Here is an 18,505-nt window from a genome sequence, read left to right as displayed (position 1 = left end):
GCACGCGAGCTGGGTTCAGAACGTCGTGAGACAGTTCGGTCCCTATCTGTTGCGGGCGTGGGAAGTTTGCGAGGACCTGACCTTAGTACGAGAGGACCGGGTTGGACTGACCGCTGGTGTACCGGTTGTGATGCCAATTGCATTGCCGGGTAGCTACGTCGGGAAGAGATAAGCGCTGAAAGCATCTAAGTGCGAAACTCCCCTCAAGATGAGACTTCCAAATAGGGCCGTCAGAGACGATGACGTTGATAGGCTACAGGTGTAAAGGCAGTAATGTCATAGCCGAGTAGTACTAATTGCCCAAAAGCTTACCCTACGTTTGTTACAGTTTCTGCAAAGACATGTTAGTAAAGTTGGGTGTCGGATGTCGGTTGACCGATGTAGACTCCACTTGAACTTAAGATATTAGATACAGGTATGGTAACTGATCACTACGCACTGTATCCTTACAATTTAGGCGGCCTAGCGCAGGGGTCCCACCTCTTCCCATCCCGAACAGAGAAGTTAAGCCCTGCAGCGCCGATGGTACTGGGGTTACACCCGGGAGAGTAGGTCGCCGCCTCATTTATTCAAAGCCAGCTTTAAACAGCTGGCTTTTTTGCGTTTATGCCTATCCTGTTTACCAGAACAAACCTCCCTCAATCTTTAACAGAAAGTATTTATACTGGCCCTAATTTTCTAAAGTTTAAAGACGCGTTCGTAAATGCTTGGCACATTACTCCTCTTTGTAATGGTTATCATTCTTTTTATTTGTATTTTTTCATAACGTATAGTAAGTCAACAATAGTTTAGAAGATGACTTATGTCATATTTTTCCTTGCTTTTCCTCAGGAATAGTGCTTTTTCAATACCATACTTTCGTGACATAATAGGTTTGAAAGGCATTCAATTAGTTTATGTGTTATTGCTTAGCAAGGATAGATGAATTAGGATGTTTGTTTGAATAACTTTTAAGATCGATAGCAATGATTGTGGATAAATTTCCAACAAGTACAATGACATGCTTTCACTGCGGTGAAGATTGCAATGACATGGTGATTGTTTCGCAGGAAAGAAACTTTTGTTGCCAGGGTTGTAAGTTGGTTTACGAAGTACTATCTGAGAATGATCTTTGTTCTTATTATGATATTGAAAGTCATCCTGGAGAAAGCCAGAAGAGCAAGAAACTTCAATCCAATCGGTTTGATTACCTTGATGATCAGGAAACTGCGAACCATCTCCTTGACTTCTGTAATCAAACTGAAAGTCATATCACTTTTAACATCCCGGCTATCCATTGCGCATCATGCATTTGGCTTCTGGAAAATCTAAATCAAATCAATTCAGGTGTTTTTTATAGTCGAGTTGATTTTATTAAAAAGAAGGTTCAGATTAAAATTCTTCATAATAAGGTTTCTATCAAAGAGCTAGTAAGTCTCCTCTCTACGATAGGATATGAGCCTAGAATTAACCTTTCTAACCTTGATGAAAAATCAAAATTAGGAATCGACAAGCGCCTAATTCAGCGTCTTGCAGTTGCCGGGTTTTGCTTTGGAAATATGATGCTTTTTAGCATACCTGAATATTTTTCTGAAGCTGAATTGATCGACTCTTCTTTTCGAGGGCTTTTTAGCTATCTAAATGTAATTCTTGCTATTCCAGTCGTTATTTACTCCGCAAGTGACTACTACCTATCTGCATGGAATTCGATTAAGCAAAAGCAGATCAATATGGACGTCCCAATTGTACTTGGGATTATTTCGCTATTTGTTTATTCTCTTTGGGAAATATTCGCTTTTCAACAATCAGGCTATATGGATAGCCTTGGTGGACTATTGTTCTTTTTATTACTGGGGAAGATCTACCAACAAAAGACTTTTTCAACACTGGAATTTGACAGGGATTACAAGTCTTATTTTCCAATAGCAGTTACCAGAATAGTTAAGGATCAAGAAAACGTTATTCCGTTGTCCAGCCTGAAAGTAGGTGATGTGATTTTGGTTAGGGATGAAGAGTTGATTCCAGCGGATGCACTTTTATTAAGTACTAAAGCCAATATAGATTTTAGCTTTGTGACTGGGGAAGAAGTTCCTGTTCCAAAGCAAAAAGGTGAATTGGTTTATGCTGGTGGACGTCAAAAGGGAGATGCCATTTTATTAACCGTACAAAAGTTGCCTTCTCAAGGATATCTAACCGATTTGTGGAATAATGAGTCTTTTGAGAAAGGTAACAAGAAACTACTGGAGCCTTTATCAAACAAAATCAGCTCGGTATTTACATGGTCTGTTCTGTTGATCGCATCTTTAGCTTTTACCTATTGGTCGTTTATTGACTTTTCCACAGCCATCAAAGTTTTTGCTTCAGTGCTAATAGTGGCTTGTCCATGTGCTCTGGCTATGTCTACGCCTTTCACTTTAGGAAATACGCTAAGAATTTTTGGTAAAAGTAAATTTTATTTAAAAAATGCTGCTGTAGTTGAGCGACTTGCTTTGATCGATACTGTAGTTTTTGATAAAACAGGGACACTTACTGATCCAGCGAATGCAAACATAAATTATATGGGTGAGCCACTGTCTGAAGACAGTAGAAGTATATTGAAAGCAATGGTGGAGCGTTCTTCTCATCCACTCAGCAATAGAATCAATAGTTGGTTAGGTAATCAAACTGGATTACTCCTTGAGAAGGTTATCGAAGTCAAGGGGGCGGGAATTGAAGCTATTTTCAAGAATCAATATTTTAGACTGGGTTCAGCTGAGTTTACGGGCTACACAAATAAAATCGATAATCAAAAAGGTAATGTAGTCTACTTAACTGTTGAAGGACAAGAACTAGGTTATTTCCAAATTGAATCTGGGCTAAGAGAAAAGGCAGGAGAAGTCGTCAATCAACTTAAGGATGATTATGATCTTCATGTATTATCAGGGGATTATCCTCATGAGCAAACTTACTTGGAGGAAAAGCTTGGTCGAGAGATTAACTATAATTTCAAGCAAGGTCCAACGGATAAGCTTCATTATCTACGGGCTCTAAATCGTTCTCACTGCACACTTATGCTGGGCGACGGGTTAAATGATGCAGGAGCGTTGCAGGAGAGTGAGGTAGGTGTGGCATTGTCAGATCGTGTTTCTCACTTTTCTCCAGCCAGTGATGCGATCATGGATTCAGCTGTTTTTGGGAAAATCCCAGGCTTTTTCGAGTTTTGCGAAATCCAGCAGACTCATAATAAAAGCCAGCTTTGTGTTAAGTCTATTGTACAACTTAATTGGGCTAGGGCTTGCTGTGCAAGGACTGTTGAGCCCTGTAATTTGTGCTATTTTGATGCCCTTGAGTAGTATTTCTGTGGTTGTTTTTACGACGTTGACCACCAATTTTGTTGCCTGGAAAAGGGGATTGTTAACTTCAAAACCATTTTAGTATGGAGGTTATTTTTCTATTAATCGCAATCAGTCTGTTATTAGCAAGCAGTTTTCTTTTCCTTTTTTTCAAGGCAATGAAAGACGGCCAATTTGATGATAATTATACTCCTTCAATAAGAATACTCTTTGATAACAAATCGAAAAAAACAAATAAAGATCAACCATCAAAACCCGATTCCTATGAATGACACTATGCTGGAGAGGTTTCAATATGACAATAAGATTGTTAAATATTTTGGAGCTGCCACAATTATCTGGGGCGTAATAGGGATGCTAGTCGGCGTTCTTGCGGCCACTCAGTTATTACTTGCCAGAAGCTAATTTAGGCAATCCCTATACTACTTTTGGGCGAATTCGCCCACTACACACCAATGCGGTAATTTTCGCTTTTGTTGGGAATGCAATTTTTGCAGGGGTGTATTATTCCATGCCTAGGTTGCTGAAAGCTCCTATGTGGAAGAAATCACTCAGCTGGTTTCACTTCTATGGTTGGCAAATAATTATTCTTTCAGCTGTCCTTACTTTGCCTTTAGGGCTGACTTCGTCTAAAGAATATGCAGAACTAGAATGGCCTATCGATATTGCAATAGCTATTGTTTGGGTAGCTTTTGGAGCCAATATGATAGGTACGATTCTTAAACGTAGAGAGCGTCATATGTACGTCGCAATCTGGTTTTATTTGGCATCATTCATTACAGTAGCTGTCTTACATATCGTGAACTCATTAGCGTTGCCGGTAACGTTATTTAAAAGTTATTCTGCCTATGCAGGTGTGCAGGACGCGTTGGTGCAATGGTGGTATGGTCACAATGCTGTAGCATTTTTCCTTACTACACCATTCCTTGGTTTGATGTATTATTTCTTACCAAAGGCTGCAAATAGACCTGTTTACTCTTATAAACTTTCAATCATTCACTTTTGGTCTCTGATTTTCCTATACATGTGGGCAGGTCCTCACCACTTGCTCTACACCTCTCTTCCTGAGTGGGCACAAGTACTAGGAACTGTGTTTTCCGTGATGCTTTTGGCTCCGTCTTGGGGAGGTATGGTAAATGGCCTGTTGACTTTAAGAGGTGCTTGGGATAAAGTGACAAATGATCCCGTCCTGAAATTTATGGTGGTAGCCATCACCGCCTATGGTATGGCAACTTTTGAGGGACCAATGCTTTCCTTTAAAAATGTAAGTGCGATAGCTCACTATACTGATTGGATAGTTGCACATGTTCACGTCGGAGGTTTGGGTTGGAATGGGTTCCTGACTTTCGGTATGCTCTACTGGATGTGGCCTAGATTATTTAAGACGACCATTTATTCCACTAAGTTGGCCAACACACACTTCTGGCTTGGCGTTTTGGGAATCATTTTCTATGCCTTACCAATGTATGTGGCTGCTTTGACTCAATTCTTAATGTTGAGGGAATTTGATGAGATGGGTAAACTGGCTTATGGTAATTTCCTTCAAACAGTAGTAGAATTAGTGCCAATGTATATGCTTCGGGCATTTGGAGGGTTACTCTATGTGAGTGGAGCAATTCTTATGGGCTATAACATGTTTAAAACTGCTCAGCAAGGTACGTTTGTAGCGACTGAAGAAGACTCAGCACCTGCACTTTCTAAATCGTATAAGCCAGTGGGAGAGTTTTGGCACAGAGCATGGGAGAGAAAGCCAATTTTCTTTGCCATATTAGCTACCGTTGCTATTTTGATTGGTGGCGTAGTGGAGATTGTTCCTACTATTTTAGTAAAATCAAATATACCGACTATCAGTTCGGTAAAGCCTTATACTGCTCTGGAGCTAGAAGGCAGAGATATTTATATCAACAATGGATGTGTGGGCTGCCACTCCCAGATGATTCGACCATTTAGGTTTGAAACTGAACGCTATGGCGAGTATTCTAAAGCGGGTGAATTTGTATATGATCGACCATTTCTTTGGGGATCTAAGCGCACAGGTCCAGATCTTCATCGTGTAGGAGGTAAATACCCAGATAGTTGGCATTATTTCCATATGGAAGATCCTCGAAGTATGTCTCCTGGATCGTTAATGCCTCCATATCCATGGTTGAAAACCAATGAGCTAGATTATTCAGATTTGCCTGCAAAGATCAGAACGATGCAGAAACTTGGCGTTCCTTATCCTGAGGGGTATGATCAAAAAGCAGTTGAAGACCTAGAAGCACAGGCTGCTAAAATCGCTATAAATCTGGAAGATGCAGGAGTGGCAGTAATGCCAAATACTGAAATTGTGGCATTGATTGCATATCTGCAGCGATTGGGGACAGATATCAAAGTTTCATCATCTAACTAGTCGGAAATCATGTACAAAGAAGTATTAAGATCGATCGAAAATGTGGAAGTATTCCCGGTGGTTTCTCTGGTGATATTTGTTCTGTTTTTTATAGGGATTACCATTTGGACCATTCGTGTTCCAAAAGATGTAATAGACCATATGAGTTCTTTACCAATGGATGATGATAACGAATTAACCGACAAACAGCCATGAAAAAATTACTAACCCTATTTGCATTCAATGGTCTTTTGGTTTCTACTCCAGTTTTGGCGCAGGAAGTGTCAGGGGGATTGACAGCCATGGACTCCAATCAAATGACTCTATTGATAATTATTGGAATCATTATAGGAGTAATTATTTTGCTCCTGGTTCTGATGATATATCTGATGTCGTTTATTTCTACCGTTTTCCAAAAAGAAAACCCTGAACTAGCAGAAGAACCGAGCTGGTGGGAATCATTTAAGTTAAAGTTTGTCACAGGTGATGTGCAAGAGGAGCAAACAAAAGATAAGTTAATGACAGACCATTCGTATGATGGTATTCAGGAGCTTGACAACTTTATGCCTCCCTGGCTTCAATATGTCTTTTTTGGTACTATCTTGATCGCTGTAGGTTACTTCGGGTTCTATACGGTGCTCGGTTATGGTAAGACTGGTATTGAGGAATATCAGGAAGAAGTAAGGATAGCAGCGATAGAAGCTGCAGCTAGAGGCGAGAGTGCGCTTGCATCGCTTGATGAAACCAATGTGACGCTTGATAATTCTGAAGCAGCTTTGTCTACGGGAAATACTATTTTTCAAGCGAACTGCGCTGCTTGTCATGCTGCGGATGGTGGAGGAGGTGTAGGACCGAATCTTACGGATTCATATTGGCTGCACGGCGGGGATATCAAAGATCTATTCTCTGTAATAAAATATGGTGTCATTTCTAAAGGCATGGTGCCTTGGGAAGATCAGCTTAACCCTAAGGAAATTCAGGAAGTGGCAAGCTTTATTTTAAGTCTTCAAGGCACTACTCCTGCTGCTCCAAAGGACCCACAAGGAGAATTGTATGAAGGGGGTGCTGGAGAACCAGCTATGGAATCTGTTGCTCCTGCAGATACCACTTCAGTTGCGAGAGATACCACAGCGATAGCTGAATAAATTAATCCTACCGGGAGTCAGCCGATTCCCGGTAGTAATCAGCCTACGATCATGGCAAAAAAGAACCCACATTTAAATCCTGAAACATTTAGAGACTCATTAGCAACTGTCTTGGATGATGGGAAGCGGAATTGGGTTTATCCAAAAAAAGTAAAAGGGTTCTTTTACAAATACAGGACCTACCTTTCTTGGATACTCTTGGGAATTTTGTTTGCTGGACCATTTATTAAAGTGGACGGTAGGCCTTGGCTTCTGTTCAATATTTTTGAGCGGAAATTCATCATTTTCGGAGCAGTATTCTGGCCTCAGGACACCTATTTGCTTATTTTTCTTCTTCTGATATTCTTTGTCTTTGTCATTCTCTTCACGGTAGCTTTTGGGAGAGTATGGTGTGGTTGGGCCTGTCCTCAGACGCTATTTATGGAAATGGTTTTCCGTAAAATAGAATACTTGATTGAGGGAGATGCAAATCAGCAAAGAGCGTTGAATGCGCAGCCCATGGAACCAGGAAAAGATCGTCAAGAAATCAATTAAGATTACTGTCTTTGCTTTTATATCTCTTCTAATTGGCCATTTGGTAATGGCATATTTGGTTGGGGTAGATTCTGTGGTAGAAATAGTTTCTTCACCACCGACAGCACATATGGCAGGATTTATAGGTTTGATCGCATTCTCTGGCATCTTCATGTTTGTTTTTACATGGTTTAGAGAGCAGGCCTGTTTAGTGGTTTGCCCTTATGGTAGACTACAAGGCGTGATGCTGGATAATAACTCCATCAATGTGATGTATGACTATGTTCGTGGAGAGCCAAGAGCACCTATCCGAAAAAATGCTACCGAGAATGCAGATAAGGGAGATTGTGTGGACTGTAATCTTTGTGTACAGGTTTGCCCGACGGGTATAGATATTCGAAATGGCATACAGATGGAATGTGTAAACTGTACTGCATGCATAGATGCATGCGACGAGGTAATGGTGAAAGTAGATCGACCAAAAGGCTTGATCCGATATGCATCAGAGAATAGTATCAAACAAGGTTTTCAAAAGCTATTGACTGGAAGAGTAAAGTCTTATATCGTAGTTTTGGTTTTGCTGTTAACGGTTTTCGTTTCCTTAATTGCTACGCGAGATGATATTTCTGCTACAATTACTAGATTTCCGGGGATGACTTATCAAGAACGGGAAGATGGAAAGGTCACTAATCTCTATCAAATAACGTTGATCAATAAAACCTTTGAGCCTCAGGAGGTCGAGTTGAAGTCCCTGGCTGAAGGAATGGATGTAGAGATTGTAGGGGCTCAGCATCTGGTTTTGGATGCACAATCTAAATTTGAAGGAAGGTTCTTTTTGGTAAGAAATCAAGATGAGGTGAAAGTGAATCAAGAAAAAGTAGAATTGGCTCTTTTTTACAAAGGAGAGAAGATTGACGAGATTGAGACGAATTTCACAGCACCAATTAAGTGAGTTTAAAAATTAATCAGATGCAATTATGGATTGGGGAAAGGGTATAGTACTTACAATTATAGGCTTTGTTGCACTGATTTTGACCATGGTGGTGATCTCTGTGCGAATGGATGGTATTGAGTTGGTGACAGAAAATTACTACGAAGAAGAAATAAAATACCAAGACAGGATTGATGAATCTAAATCTGCTGACGATTTAGACCGAGAAGTGATTTCTTTTGATGTGCAATCCAAAGTCATAGAATTTGACCTGCCGAATGGTACAAAAGGGTTTCTCCAACTTTTCCGTCCTTCTGATTCTTCTTTGGATCAAAAAATGAACTTTGAAGTAACGCATTCTGGAATTACTCAAATCCCTCTGAAAGAACTTAAACCTGGTTATTGGAAAGTTCAGCTCAAATGGACTGAAAATGGGATTGATCATTATCAGGAAAAAAAGATCACACTATAAATGCTCTGGACTGCCTTCATACTTGGGTTTTTGGGCTCATTCCACTGTGTGGGAATGTGTGGGCCAATTGCTTTGGCCGTAGGCGGAAGTGGGAGCAAATCATTCTTCTATAATAAGATTCTATATAACCTTGGCAGAAGTATAACTTACGCTTTGCTTGGGCTAATTATTGGCAGTATAGGATTTTCCTTGTCATTGGCGGGAGTACAGCAAGGCTTCTCAATTGCCATGGGAGTCCTCATACTGATTATGGCACTTTCATATAAAAAATCCGATCAATTTTTAACTATCCCAGCACTTTCCGGAATAGTGATGTGGGTAAAAAGACAACTAAATCGATTTCTGAAAGCTGGAGGCCCATTTGCTTTCTTTGGTGTAGGTTTAGCTAATGGCTTACTTCCATGCGGAATGGTCTACATGGCGTTAATAGCAGCTTTGGCCTTCCAAAGTCCTCTACTTGGAGCCACTTACATGTTTTTCTTCGGTATGGGTACGATTCCTCTACTTCTTGTATTAATGTTTTCAGGATCTTGGGTTCCAGTTGGAGCAAGGCAAAAAATCCAAAAAGCCATTCCCTACCTCGGTGTCCTTATAGGACTTCTATTTATTTTCCGTGGACTCGGATTAGGGATGTTTTTCAGCCCCGATCTTCAAGTTTTTGATTATGGTAGTCAGCAGGTCGAAATTACCATGTGTCCCTAAACCGTCTGGCTGAAAAGGGTTTTTTTAGCTTGATTTTTTGACAGGCGAAGGTCGATCTGAGAGCAGATATTTCGAATAAAGTTCATTCCTCTTTGGGATACTTTGATCAGAGTGGAATCTATGGAAATAAGACCGTCTAATTCCATTTCTCTTAGGTTCCAAACTTGAGTTTCTGAAAACTGCTCCCAGACTTCAACTGGGATTTCAGCTTCTTTTCTACAAATCAACTCAAGAATTATACTTCTAATTTGTAGGTCAATTTTGCTGAGTCTGTGTCCTTTTTGTATAGACCATTCTCCTTTCATCGTCTCAGCTTTATAGCGCTCAATAGTCTTGTCATTTTGCGCATAAGCATAATACACGTCACTGATACTACTGGCTCCCAGCCCAATGAGAATTTTAGAAGGCAAGGTAGTGTATCCCATAAAGTTTCTATGCAAAGAGCCTTCGTTTTTTGCTAGGGTCAAAGGATCGTTTTCAAGGGCAAAGTGGTCCATACCTATCTCTACGTATCCCATTTTTACAAGAAGAGTTCTTCCGAATGTATAAAGTTCACTCTTCTCGGTCTCTGTTGGCAAGAAATGCTCGAAGCTCTGCTGTGCAGGAAATGCACTAGGCAAGTGAGCATAACTATAAAATGCTATCCGGTCAGGTTTTAACTCATTTACTTTATTAAATGTGTCGCTTAGACTGTTGATAGTTTGATGTGGCAATCCGTAGATCAAATCAAAATTTATAGAATTGTAGCCTAAAATTCGCGCAGAATCTGTCGCGTATTTTACTTTCTCAAATGGCTGGATCCGATGGATGGCTTTCTGAACTTTCTCATCAAAATCCTGAATTCCATAGCTTACACGGTTGAAGCCCAGATCGCTCAGTGTTTTTAAATGTTCAAAACTTGTATTGTTCGGATGTCCTTCAAAGCTAAACTCAGCATTAGGACTGATAGCTGAGCCTTTCAGAATAGTTGAAATCAAATGATCCAGACTTGAAGGATCAAAAGAAGGTGGGAGTTCCACCGCCTAGATGGATTCCAGATATTATAGGGCGGGACTTAAATATCGCCTTATATTTTTCCCATTCGGCAAGCAATGCTTCGATGTAAGGATCTTGGACTTGTTTGTTTTTGGTAATTCGTTTGTTGCAGCCACAGTAGGTGCACAAGCTTTCGCAGTAAGGCAAGTGGATGTAGATAGAAATCCCTTCTTTCTCACCAAAGTTTATAAATGCTTTCTTTACCAGGTCATTCCAATCCTGAGGTTCTAAGTTATTTTCCCAAAGAGGAACGGTAGGATAAGAAGTGTATCTGGGAGCAGGACTGTTGTACTTTTTGACTAATTCGGCTGAATTCGGCATTTGGATTTGCTTTTTTGCAAATAACGCCCTTCATTTTATTATCCTATATGATAGCTGAAGGCAAAATTAATGACTAAAGTCAGTTCCCAAACTTTCTCTAATTCTTGCTTATTAAAGTTATTAATCAAGTAGGAAGTTATTTAAGAAACTGCTTTTCAATCCCAGCCAAACAAAGAATAAGATCAAACCCCAAAATAGGTATATGCGATAGTAATCTGCGGTTTCCTTGTAGCGATTTTCTATCACTTCTGTCTTTTCTAAGGTGTCTATTCTATCAAAAATAGAAGCTAGGGTACCTCCATCAGCAGCTCTGAAAAATTCTCCATTGCCAACCTTGGCTATTTCTCGCAGTGTGGTTTCATCTAAATAGCTTTCTACCATCTGAGGTCTTCCAAAGAAATCTGTACCATAAGGAACGAGACCATCCTTGCCCATGGCAATCGTATAAAGCTTGATATCCAGTGCGGCGGCTAGGTTTGCAGCGAATAAAGGATCTACATTACCTGCATTACTTTCACCGTCACTAAGCAGGATCATTACCTTAGAAGCAGACTCGGATTCCTTCATTCTATTGGTGCCGGCTGCTAATGCTGAGCCAATAGCAGTTCCTTTTGCCTCCATCATGCTGAATGATATTTCTTGCACCAAATCTGTTAGTAGCTCATAGTCATTTGTTAAAGGGGCCAATGAATACGCCTCGCCTGCGAATACCACCATGCCAATCCTATCTCCAACTCTGCCATTTATAAACTCCGTAGCGGTAGCTTTAGCCGCTTCAAGACGATTAGGAGTGAAATCCTGCAAATCCATGGATTCGGAAATATCCAAAACCAGCATGATGTCTATGCCCTCTGTATATTGCTCCACTCGCTCATTGCTGCGCTGTGGTCGAGCTAAAGCAATTACAAGCATAATGAGGAACAGATAGAAAAAGCCAGCGGGAATTAGGCGTAAATAAGTCCAAGGGTTGTTATTCGCGATTCGTTTTGGAAGGGAAAGCTCGAGAACAGGGTTTTTCAAGAACTTAACAAAAGTTCTAAAAAGAATGAATACTGGAATAATCCAGATCAAATTCAATAAAATCGGATTTTCCCATTCGAAACTTTTGAAGGTCTCAGGCAGAAGCCATGACCAGCTAAAGAATTCAGACAGCTGCTCTCTCATGCTTGATTTTGGTTTGTTTTTCCTGATATTTCTCTCTTGCCACTTCTAATAAATAGCTTGTTGCCTCTTCGCTTTCAGACGATTCTCCGGCATAAATAATCAAATCTATCGCTCTGAGCGCTTTGAAAATCTCAAGATTATCCAATCGCTCACCTATTTCGCTGGAAGTCCATTCTTTAATTGGAAGATGAGTGATACTCTCCATATATCCTTTCCAAAGACCAATTACTTCATCTGCAGATTCAATGGATGGGGCTTTAGTAAGCAATGCAGTTTGGGTTTTCCATCTTTTTTCAAATTCTTCCCAACGTCTTTTCTCTCTTCTTTCCTTCCAATATTCTTGGAATTTATCTGCAAAAAGGAAGTAAATAACTCCGAGTAACAGCAACACGCCACCTAGAATAATGCCTATAATAATCCAGTTGAAGGATTTTTCTAAGGATTGGTAAATGTTATTCTGTTGGAAGACAAGCTGTTCTGGAATGCTGTCTAGTGTAAGTTTCAGCTTCAGTTCCGCCTCCATTGGATAATGGACCACACTGTCATACCTAGCGAGTTCATATACCGGCAACGTCAGGTAGGAAGTTGGGTCTAACGAGAAGTTGGATACAAAATAGACTGTACTGTCTTGTGTTATGCTATCCTGAGTATAAGATATATACGTCTTTTTTTCGAGTAATACCATCGGAGAAAAATCGAAGGTAGAATCAGGAAAAATAATCTGGGTGGATTCTGGATACGTTGCCTTCAATACATAGCCGACCCGTTCGCCTATCTTAGCGGAGTCTTGCATGAAGTAGCCATCCACCTTTACCTGTTGCGCATTGCTCAGGTAGGGTATGAGTAGAAATAATAAGATTTTGAGCGTCTTAGCCACGTTTCATACTTTTGTTTCGGTACTTAAAAAGCTCTAGTAGAGGCCCAACTATATCCTGTGAGGTATCTATAGCTAGGTAGTTTATTTGATTCTTTTTACAGATATTCTTCAAATTCTCTCGCTCAGAAGTAAAGGTATCCGCTATTTTTTTAGAAAAGCTCCCAAATGCAGTATTCACCCAAGTTGTTTTCCCTTTCTCTTTATCAAACACTGGTATAATTCCCAAAGAAGGTAAAGCTGATTCACGAGGGTCCGTTAATTGGATTGCCACTACATCATGTCGCTCCGCCAAAGCTCGGAATGGGCGTTCGTAGCCTTCATCGATAAAGTCAGAAATAATTACAATTACAGCTCTTTTTTTGATAAGGTTTAGAGCAAACATAAACATCGAGTTCAGATCTGTCTTCAAGGAAATATTTTCATGATCAAAGATTCCTCGAATCATTTTTACTCCTTGTTTGCTTCCTTTTGAAGGGAGTATCAGCTTTTCGCGTTGATCTGAATAGCTGATTAACCCAACCTGACTTCCATCAAAAACCGCGGCAAGTGTTAGTACTCCCGCAATAATCTTTCCTTGATCAATTTTTTTATTTCCCGGCTGTCCTATATCCTGACTACCACTAATGTCTAAAAGAAAGAAAACTGACTGTTCCTTATCTTCTCGAAACGTTTTTACGAATGTGCCGTGTCCTTTTGCAGATACTTTCCATTCTATCGTACGAATATCGTCACCATACTGGTATGGACGGAGATCATCAAATTCCAACCCCGACCCTTTGAAAAGTGACTGATATTCTCCTTGCAGGTGATTATTGGCCACCTTTCGGATCATGATTTCGTATTTTCTGAGCTTGCTGAATAATTCGTTCATAAATGGTGATTTGAACGGCCTAAGTTATGCTTCTAAGCTGAATTATAAAATTTCAGTTACATGAAGGGTGGAGAGATTTTCCGTTAAAAAAACCTAATTTTGACCTGTGAAAAGATTTCTGATACTAAGTTTTTGCATCATTTCCCTTGTAAGTTGTAATTCTAGCAATAAGCCAATTGGTCTCTTGCCCGAAGATAAGATGGTGGAAGTGTTGATAGATATTCATATTACTGAGGGACTTACGAGCGCTATGCCAATAGCATATGATTCATCAAAAGTGCTTTATAATTTGCTTGAAAAAGATGTTTTCATCAAACATCAAGTGAGTGATTCAGTTTTCACACAGAGCATGTTGTATTACCTGCGTGATCCTTCAGAAATGGAGCGAATTTATTCTCGCGTGGTAGATTCACTTATGGTAAGAGAATCTACCGGCGGTACTGGATAGACCAATTCTAATGCAAGACAAAGGACCGCTGAGAATTTTCTGTACTGTTACATTTAGACTGTAGTACGCTGATCATCTTGATTTTCATACGAGTAGCTATTGGCTTCTCCCATCAATCGAATTTTTGTAGTATGGCAGGCGCCTTCAATTTTTGTGAGGTGGTTTAATAATCCATTCATGAAACTTGATTGGTGTATTTTTAGTTAACCATCTTACTCGAATCATAAATTTTCATTTGCCTCAATGCTGCCGAGGTTTTCCGTTAATAAACTTAATTTTGATCTGTGAAAGGATTTCTGATCTTCGGTTTTTTTATTCTACTAATAGTAGGGTGTGTTTCTGAAACTGAGCCAGAAGACTATTTGTCTCAGGACAAAATGGTTGAGGTACTGATAGATATCCATAGCACAGAGACCCTTGTTCAGGAAATGCCATTTTCGAATGATTCCTTGAATGCGCTTTATAAACAGTTAGAAAAAGATGTTTTTCTCAAACATGAAGTGAGTGATTCTGTTTTTACCAAAAGTATGTTGTATTACCTCCGTGATGTTGCTGAAATGGAGCGGATTTACTTCCGAGTATTTGATTCTCTTGATGTAAGAGTAAAAGAAATTGACCAATATTAATGCTATACCCTCGTAATCTCGAACACAAAGTAAATTTCATTAAAGTCAAAGAACTCCTCAAAACCGAGTGTACCTCCCCACTTGGAATGCAATATGTGGATCGTTTGGCTTTCTCATCAGATTTTAATCTGGTGACCAAATTACTTGATCAAACCGAGGAATTTCGCCAGATTTTAATCTCCGGAGACCTTTTTCCTTCTTCTAATTTCACCAATCTGAACCCCTATTTAGAGAAAGCCAAACTGGAGAACGCTTTTCTTGATGTGGAGGATTTTTATGAGATCAAACTTTCTCTGGATACACTCAGAGGTTGTATTTCCTTTTTTCAGAAAAGAGAAGAAGAATATCCAGTACTCAGCCAGCTACTAGGATTGCTGATGGATCTCGATATGGGTTTACTCAAAGCGATTGAGCTAATAATCGATGAGAAAGGCAAGATGAGGAGCAATGCCAGTCGGGAATTGCAGCTTATCCGTACTCAGATATTGTATGAAGAAAGCCGTCTCCGGAAGGTGATGGATCGCGTCTTCAAGGAAGCCAGAGCAAAAGGACTTACCACGGAGGATTCTGCAATTACAGTGCGTTCAGGCAGATTAGTGATTCCCATTGCTGCAGAAAATAAGCGTAAACTCAGAGGTTTTATTCACGATGAATCAGCGACAGGGCAGACGGTATTTATGGAGCCGGAAGAGGCTTTGGATATCAATAATGAGATTCGCGACTTGGAGTATATGGAGCGCAGGGAGATTATCAAGATTCTCATTCAGCTGACTGATAAGATCCGACCTGCTATACCTGCCTTGAGGAAGGCAACAAATTTTCTTGGGCTAATGGATTTTATCCGTGCCAAAGCAAAATTTGCTCAAAAGACTGATAGCTGTAGACCGGAAATCACCAAGGAAAGACAATTAACTTGGACCAAAGCGCGACATCCCTTGTTGGAAATGGCGCTAAAGTCGCAGGGGAAAAACATCGTTCCGCTCGATGTAAAACTCAGTGGACATGAGCGCTTACTAGTTATCTCAGGGCCAAATGCCGGAGGGAAATCGGTGACCTTAAAAACCGTAGCACTTCTTCAGTATATGCTACAGTGTGGGATGCTTATCCCAGTGCACCCCGATTCCAAAAGCTCCTTATTTGATAATTTCTTTATAGATATTGGCGATGAGCAAAATCTGGAAAATGACCTAAGTACTTATAGCTCACACTTGATGAGTATGAAGCATTTTTCGCTTTTTGCAAATAAGAAAACCATACTTTTTATAGATGAATTTGGTACAGGTACAGAGCCGCAGTTTGGTGGTGCTATAGCCGAATCCATTCTATTGGCACTGAATAAACTCGGTGCGTATGGTGTGATTACGACTCACTACGGCAATTTGAAGCAAATCGCAAACAAAAACCAAGGTATGGTAAATGGCGCCATGCGTTACGATGTAGATAAGCTAGAGCCACTCTATCAGCTTGAAATTGGTAAACCGGGCTCTTCTTTCGCTTTGGAGATTGCTTCCAAAATTGGTATTCCTAGGGAGATTTTGAAGTATGCCAAAGAACAGATTGGTGAAGAGAGAGTTCGGTACGATAGATTACTCACTCAAGTAGAAAACGAGAAGAATCAATATTCCACTTTGCTAGCCGATGTGAAGGCAAAAGAACGTTTGTTGAAAACACGACTTCAGGAATATAATGAGCTGAAAGAGACCATGGAGACAACTAAAAAACGATATCTCCAAGAAGCAAAGCAGGAGGCCAAGCAATTATTAGATCAGGCAAACAAGAAAATTGAAGCTACTATTCGTGAGATTAAGGAAGGCAAGGCTGAGAAAGAGGTCACTAAGCTGGTGAGGAAAGATCTGGAGGAATTTAAAGAAACAGTCAGGCCTGAAAAGAATGTCGTCAAGAGTCCAGAGATAAAAATATTAGGTGGGAAAATAGGCGTAGGAGATTGGGTGAGACTTAAAGATAATGGAGCGATAGCAGAAGTGCTTCAGGTGAAAGGGAATGAAATTGAACTTTCCATCGGTGAACTCAAATCGAAAGTGAAACTTTCGAGATTAGAGAAGATATCTCAAGGTGAAGTAAAAAAAGAAAAGAAGGCTGCTGCCTCAAGAAGTGGGTATAATACCAATGAAAAGATGATGGATTATTCACCTAATCTTGATTTGAGAGGAAAACGAGGGGAAGAGATACTCTCATTGATTCAAACTTTCGTTGATGAAGGATTTATGCTTGGACTGAAAGATCTCAGAATAGTCCATGGAAAAGGCAATGGGATATTGAGAGATTTGACACGAAATTTTCTGAAAGACATGAGTCAAGTAAGACATATGGAGGATGAGCATGCAGACCGTGGTGGGGCAGGAGTCACGCTAATAACTCTGAAATAAACAAAAATGGGGAGCAAATTTGCTCCCCATTTTTGTTTAAAGATTAAGTCAGGTTATTTCTTAAGCAGATTGAAAGTGTAATTTCCTGCAACAGCTAACACTCCATTTACACGTGCACCTGGGGCAGGGATTGTGAAGGTAAGTGTTAAATTACTGTTGGTTTGCGTAAAAGAAATTTCCCTTCCAGCGGCTGGCTTGGTTCCTGAGAGCATAAACTTGTCGAAGTTTGTACCGGCGAAAGACCAGGAGCCCGAAGCATCAAAAATATCATTATTGTTTTTGGAAGTGTATGTTTTAGATGACCCTGAGGTCAATACCAGTTCAAAGCCGGAATATAGGTCTGTAACCGCCGTGCCGTCACGAAGGACAGATCCGCCGCCATCGACCCCCCACGTTTGAGTACCTGTACCTGTTAATGCTTCCGTGGCTATTTGTTCAGGAGTTTTGATTGGATCAGGATCAGGATCGTCTCCACCACAACTTTGAATAATGCACATGGCAAACGCTAGGATACAAAGTCTAATTATAGAAGATTTCATATGTTTATATTTGTTTTTCAGAGGATAGTTGGGATTGCGATTTTTTTCTGCTAGCTATTAGGTCTTGGGAAATTCAAACGCTTAATGTTTTCAATATGATCGAATAGATAGGCGTAATACTTAATTACCAGTGAATTTAAAGATAGGAATTAAAGTTTAATGCTAGTGTTCACTTATAATCTTCAAGTGCTATTTTTTGTTCACAAAACTCGTACTCTCTAGGCTCATTAGAACAAATTACTAGCGTTCTGTTTTGCGCATATTGATTTATCATTTCCTGATACCATTCTATACCCTTACGGTCGAGGTTAGAAGTTGGTTCATCCAGAAGTATAATTGAAACATCCGAAAAAAGGGCTAGCCCAAGTTTAAGCCTCTGTTTCATTCCGGAAGAAAATTGACTGATTTGCTTTGACTTATGTTGAGATAAGTAGAGCTTTTCTATGATTTCTTCCAAAGGGATGGAATCAAGGGGCTTTTTAAATTTAAAGTGGAAGTTGAGCAATTCTTCTAAACTGAATTCTTCAGGAACTTCCATATAGGGAGCGGAAATAGCCAGATAAGTAAACCAATCCGCTTCTGAGATTGATTTCTCATCAAGTGAATATTCTATTTTCCCGGATGTGATAGGGATTGCTCCGCTTAGACATTTCAGTAAAGTAGACTTCCCAGAACCATTACTTCCTGTAATTGCTAAAGAATTTCCTTGAGTCAATTCAAGGCTTAGATTTTTAAAAACCCATTCGTATTGGAAGCGTTTTGAAGCTTCTTCTAAGCGGATTTTTAACATTG

Annotated in this window: 17 protein-coding genes, 2 rRNA genes and 2 pseudogenes (1 of these 21 running past the window's edge); 13 read left to right on the top strand and 8 right to left on the bottom strand. The window is 40.0% G+C overall.

The window, feature by feature from the left end; genetic code table 11:
- The 10 genes and pseudogenes from AC0L6R_RS12130 to AC0L6R_RS12085 form a co-directional block, all read left to right on the top strand.
- Positions 1-316 (top strand): 23S ribosomal RNA (locus tag AC0L6R_RS12130); it begins 2,562 nt to the left of the window's first position.
- 137 nt (positions 317-453) lie between these two features.
- A 5S ribosomal RNA gene (gene rrf / locus AC0L6R_RS12125) occupies positions 454-565 on the top strand.
- 430 nt (positions 566-995) lie between these two features.
- The gene (locus tag AC0L6R_RS12120; RefSeq protein ID WP_473271464.1) at positions 996-3,311 is read left to right on the top strand and encodes a heavy metal translocating P-type ATPase; all 2,316 of its coding nucleotides are present in this window, start codon (positions 996-998) and stop codon (positions 3,309-3,311) included.
- 83 nt (positions 3,312-3,394) lie between these two features.
- Positions 3,395-3,583: a cbb3-type cytochrome oxidase assembly protein CcoS gene (ccoS, locus tag AC0L6R_RS12115; RefSeq protein WP_283414620.1), complete on the top strand. Its 189-nt coding sequence runs from the start codon at positions 3,395-3,397 to the stop codon at positions 3,581-3,583.
- Positions 3,576-5,703, top strand: a pseudogene (ccoN, locus tag AC0L6R_RS12110) (cytochrome-c oxidase, cbb3-type subunit I). The gene ccoS and the pseudogene ccoN overlap by 8 nt, the downstream one beginning before the upstream one ends.
- 9 nt (positions 5,704-5,712) lie before the next feature.
- A complete protein-coding gene (locus tag AC0L6R_RS12105) occupies positions 5,713-5,898 on the top strand; it encodes a cbb3-type cytochrome c oxidase subunit 3 (RefSeq protein ID WP_473271462.1) in 186 nt (61 codons plus the stop codon).
- Positions 5,895-6,827 (top strand): cbb3-type cytochrome c oxidase N-terminal domain-containing protein, encoded by a 933-nt coding sequence (locus AC0L6R_RS12100; protein WP_283414618.1) that lies wholly within the window; start codon positions 5,895-5,897, stop codon positions 6,825-6,827. Before AC0L6R_RS12105 ends, AC0L6R_RS12100 begins: the two co-directional genes overlap by 4 nt.
- Before the next feature lie 51 nt (positions 6,828-6,878).
- Positions 6,879-8,292: pseudogene (ccoG, locus tag AC0L6R_RS12095) on the top strand (cytochrome c oxidase accessory protein CcoG).
- Positions 8,293-8,317: 25 nt separating this feature from the next.
- Positions 8,318-8,743 (top strand): FixH family protein, encoded by a 426-nt coding sequence (locus AC0L6R_RS12090; protein ID WP_473271461.1) that lies wholly within the window; start codon positions 8,318-8,320, stop codon positions 8,741-8,743.
- The gene (locus AC0L6R_RS12085; protein WP_473271460.1) at positions 8,744-9,445 is read left to right on the top strand and encodes a sulfite exporter TauE/SafE family protein; all 702 of its coding nucleotides are present in this window, start codon (positions 8,744-8,746) and stop codon (positions 9,443-9,445) included.
- Here the strand turns inward: AC0L6R_RS12085 and AC0L6R_RS12080 are convergent.
- The 5 genes from AC0L6R_RS12080 to AC0L6R_RS12060 all read right to left on the bottom strand — a co-directional run bounded on the left by AC0L6R_RS12080 (position 9,442) and on the right by AC0L6R_RS12060 (position 13,713).
- Positions 9,442-10,464, bottom strand: a complete 1,023-nt coding sequence (locus tag AC0L6R_RS12080) for a radical SAM protein (protein WP_473271459.1) — start codon at positions 10,462-10,464, stop codon at positions 9,442-9,444. The genes AC0L6R_RS12085 and AC0L6R_RS12080 overlap by 4 nt on opposite strands.
- A complete protein-coding gene (locus AC0L6R_RS12075; RefSeq protein WP_473271458.1) occupies positions 10,442-10,801 on the bottom strand; it encodes a hypothetical protein in 360 nt (119 codons plus the stop codon). The genes AC0L6R_RS12080 and AC0L6R_RS12075 overlap by 23 nt, the downstream gene beginning before the upstream one ends.
- Before the next feature lie 120 nt (positions 10,802-10,921).
- Entirely contained in the window at positions 10,922-11,965 is a 1,044-nt protein-coding gene (locus tag AC0L6R_RS12070) for a VWA domain-containing protein (protein WP_473271457.1), read from the bottom strand.
- The gene (locus AC0L6R_RS12065) at positions 11,946-12,842 is read right to left on the bottom strand and encodes a hypothetical protein (protein WP_473271456.1); all 897 of its coding nucleotides are present in this window, start codon (positions 12,840-12,842) and stop codon (positions 11,946-11,948) included. Before AC0L6R_RS12065 ends, AC0L6R_RS12070 begins: the two co-directional genes overlap by 20 nt.
- Positions 12,835-13,713 (bottom strand): DUF58 domain-containing protein, encoded by an 879-nt coding sequence (locus tag AC0L6R_RS12060; RefSeq protein WP_283414611.1) that lies wholly within the window; start codon positions 13,711-13,713, stop codon positions 12,835-12,837. The genes AC0L6R_RS12065 and AC0L6R_RS12060 overlap by 8 nt, the downstream gene beginning before the upstream one ends.
- Before the next feature lie 184 nt (positions 13,714-13,897).
- On the opposite strand from AC0L6R_RS12060, the gene AC0L6R_RS12055 reads away from it, so the two are divergent.
- A complete protein-coding gene (locus tag AC0L6R_RS12055) occupies positions 13,898-14,161 on the top strand; it encodes a DUF4296 domain-containing protein (protein ID WP_473271455.1) in 264 nt (87 codons plus the stop codon).
- Between the two features lie 53 nt (positions 14,162-14,214).
- Here the strand turns inward: AC0L6R_RS12055 and AC0L6R_RS12050 are convergent, their stop codons facing one another.
- Positions 14,215-14,340, bottom strand: coding sequence for a hypothetical protein (locus AC0L6R_RS12050; protein ID WP_283414609.1), 126 nt, complete (start codon positions 14,338-14,340; stop codon positions 14,215-14,217).
- 105 nt (positions 14,341-14,445) lie between these two features.
- Here AC0L6R_RS12050 and AC0L6R_RS12045 point away from each other — a divergent pair, with 105 nt between their 5' ends.
- Together AC0L6R_RS12045 and AC0L6R_RS12040 are read left to right on the top strand one after the other, a co-directional pair.
- Complete coding sequence (locus tag AC0L6R_RS12045) at positions 14,446-14,787, top strand: DUF4296 domain-containing protein (RefSeq protein WP_473271454.1); 342 nt, start codon at positions 14,446-14,448, stop codon at positions 14,785-14,787.
- Positions 14,787-17,174, top strand: a complete 2,388-nt coding sequence (locus AC0L6R_RS12040; protein ID WP_283414607.1) for an endonuclease MutS2 — start codon at positions 14,787-14,789, stop codon at positions 17,172-17,174. Before AC0L6R_RS12045 ends, AC0L6R_RS12040 begins: the two co-directional genes overlap by 1 nt.
- A 53-nt stretch (positions 17,175-17,227) precedes the next feature.
- Here the strand turns inward: AC0L6R_RS12040 and AC0L6R_RS12035 are convergent, their stop codons facing one another.
- Both AC0L6R_RS12035 and AC0L6R_RS12030 read right to left on the bottom strand, forming a co-directional pair.
- Entirely contained in the window at positions 17,228-17,713 is a 486-nt protein-coding gene (locus tag AC0L6R_RS12035) for a hypothetical protein (RefSeq protein ID WP_283414606.1), read from the bottom strand.
- A gap of 169 nt (positions 17,714-17,882) precedes the next feature.
- Entirely contained in the window at positions 17,883-18,503 is a 621-nt protein-coding gene (locus AC0L6R_RS12030; RefSeq protein ID WP_473271453.1) for an ABC transporter ATP-binding protein, read from the bottom strand.
- Between the last annotated feature and the right edge of the window lie 2 nt (positions 18,504-18,505).

The organism is Algoriphagus sp. 10J20-15 (assembly GCF_055809615.1).
Note: the sequence above shows the minus strand (reverse complement) of the source record. Positions and strands in the feature narration are given on the sequence as shown.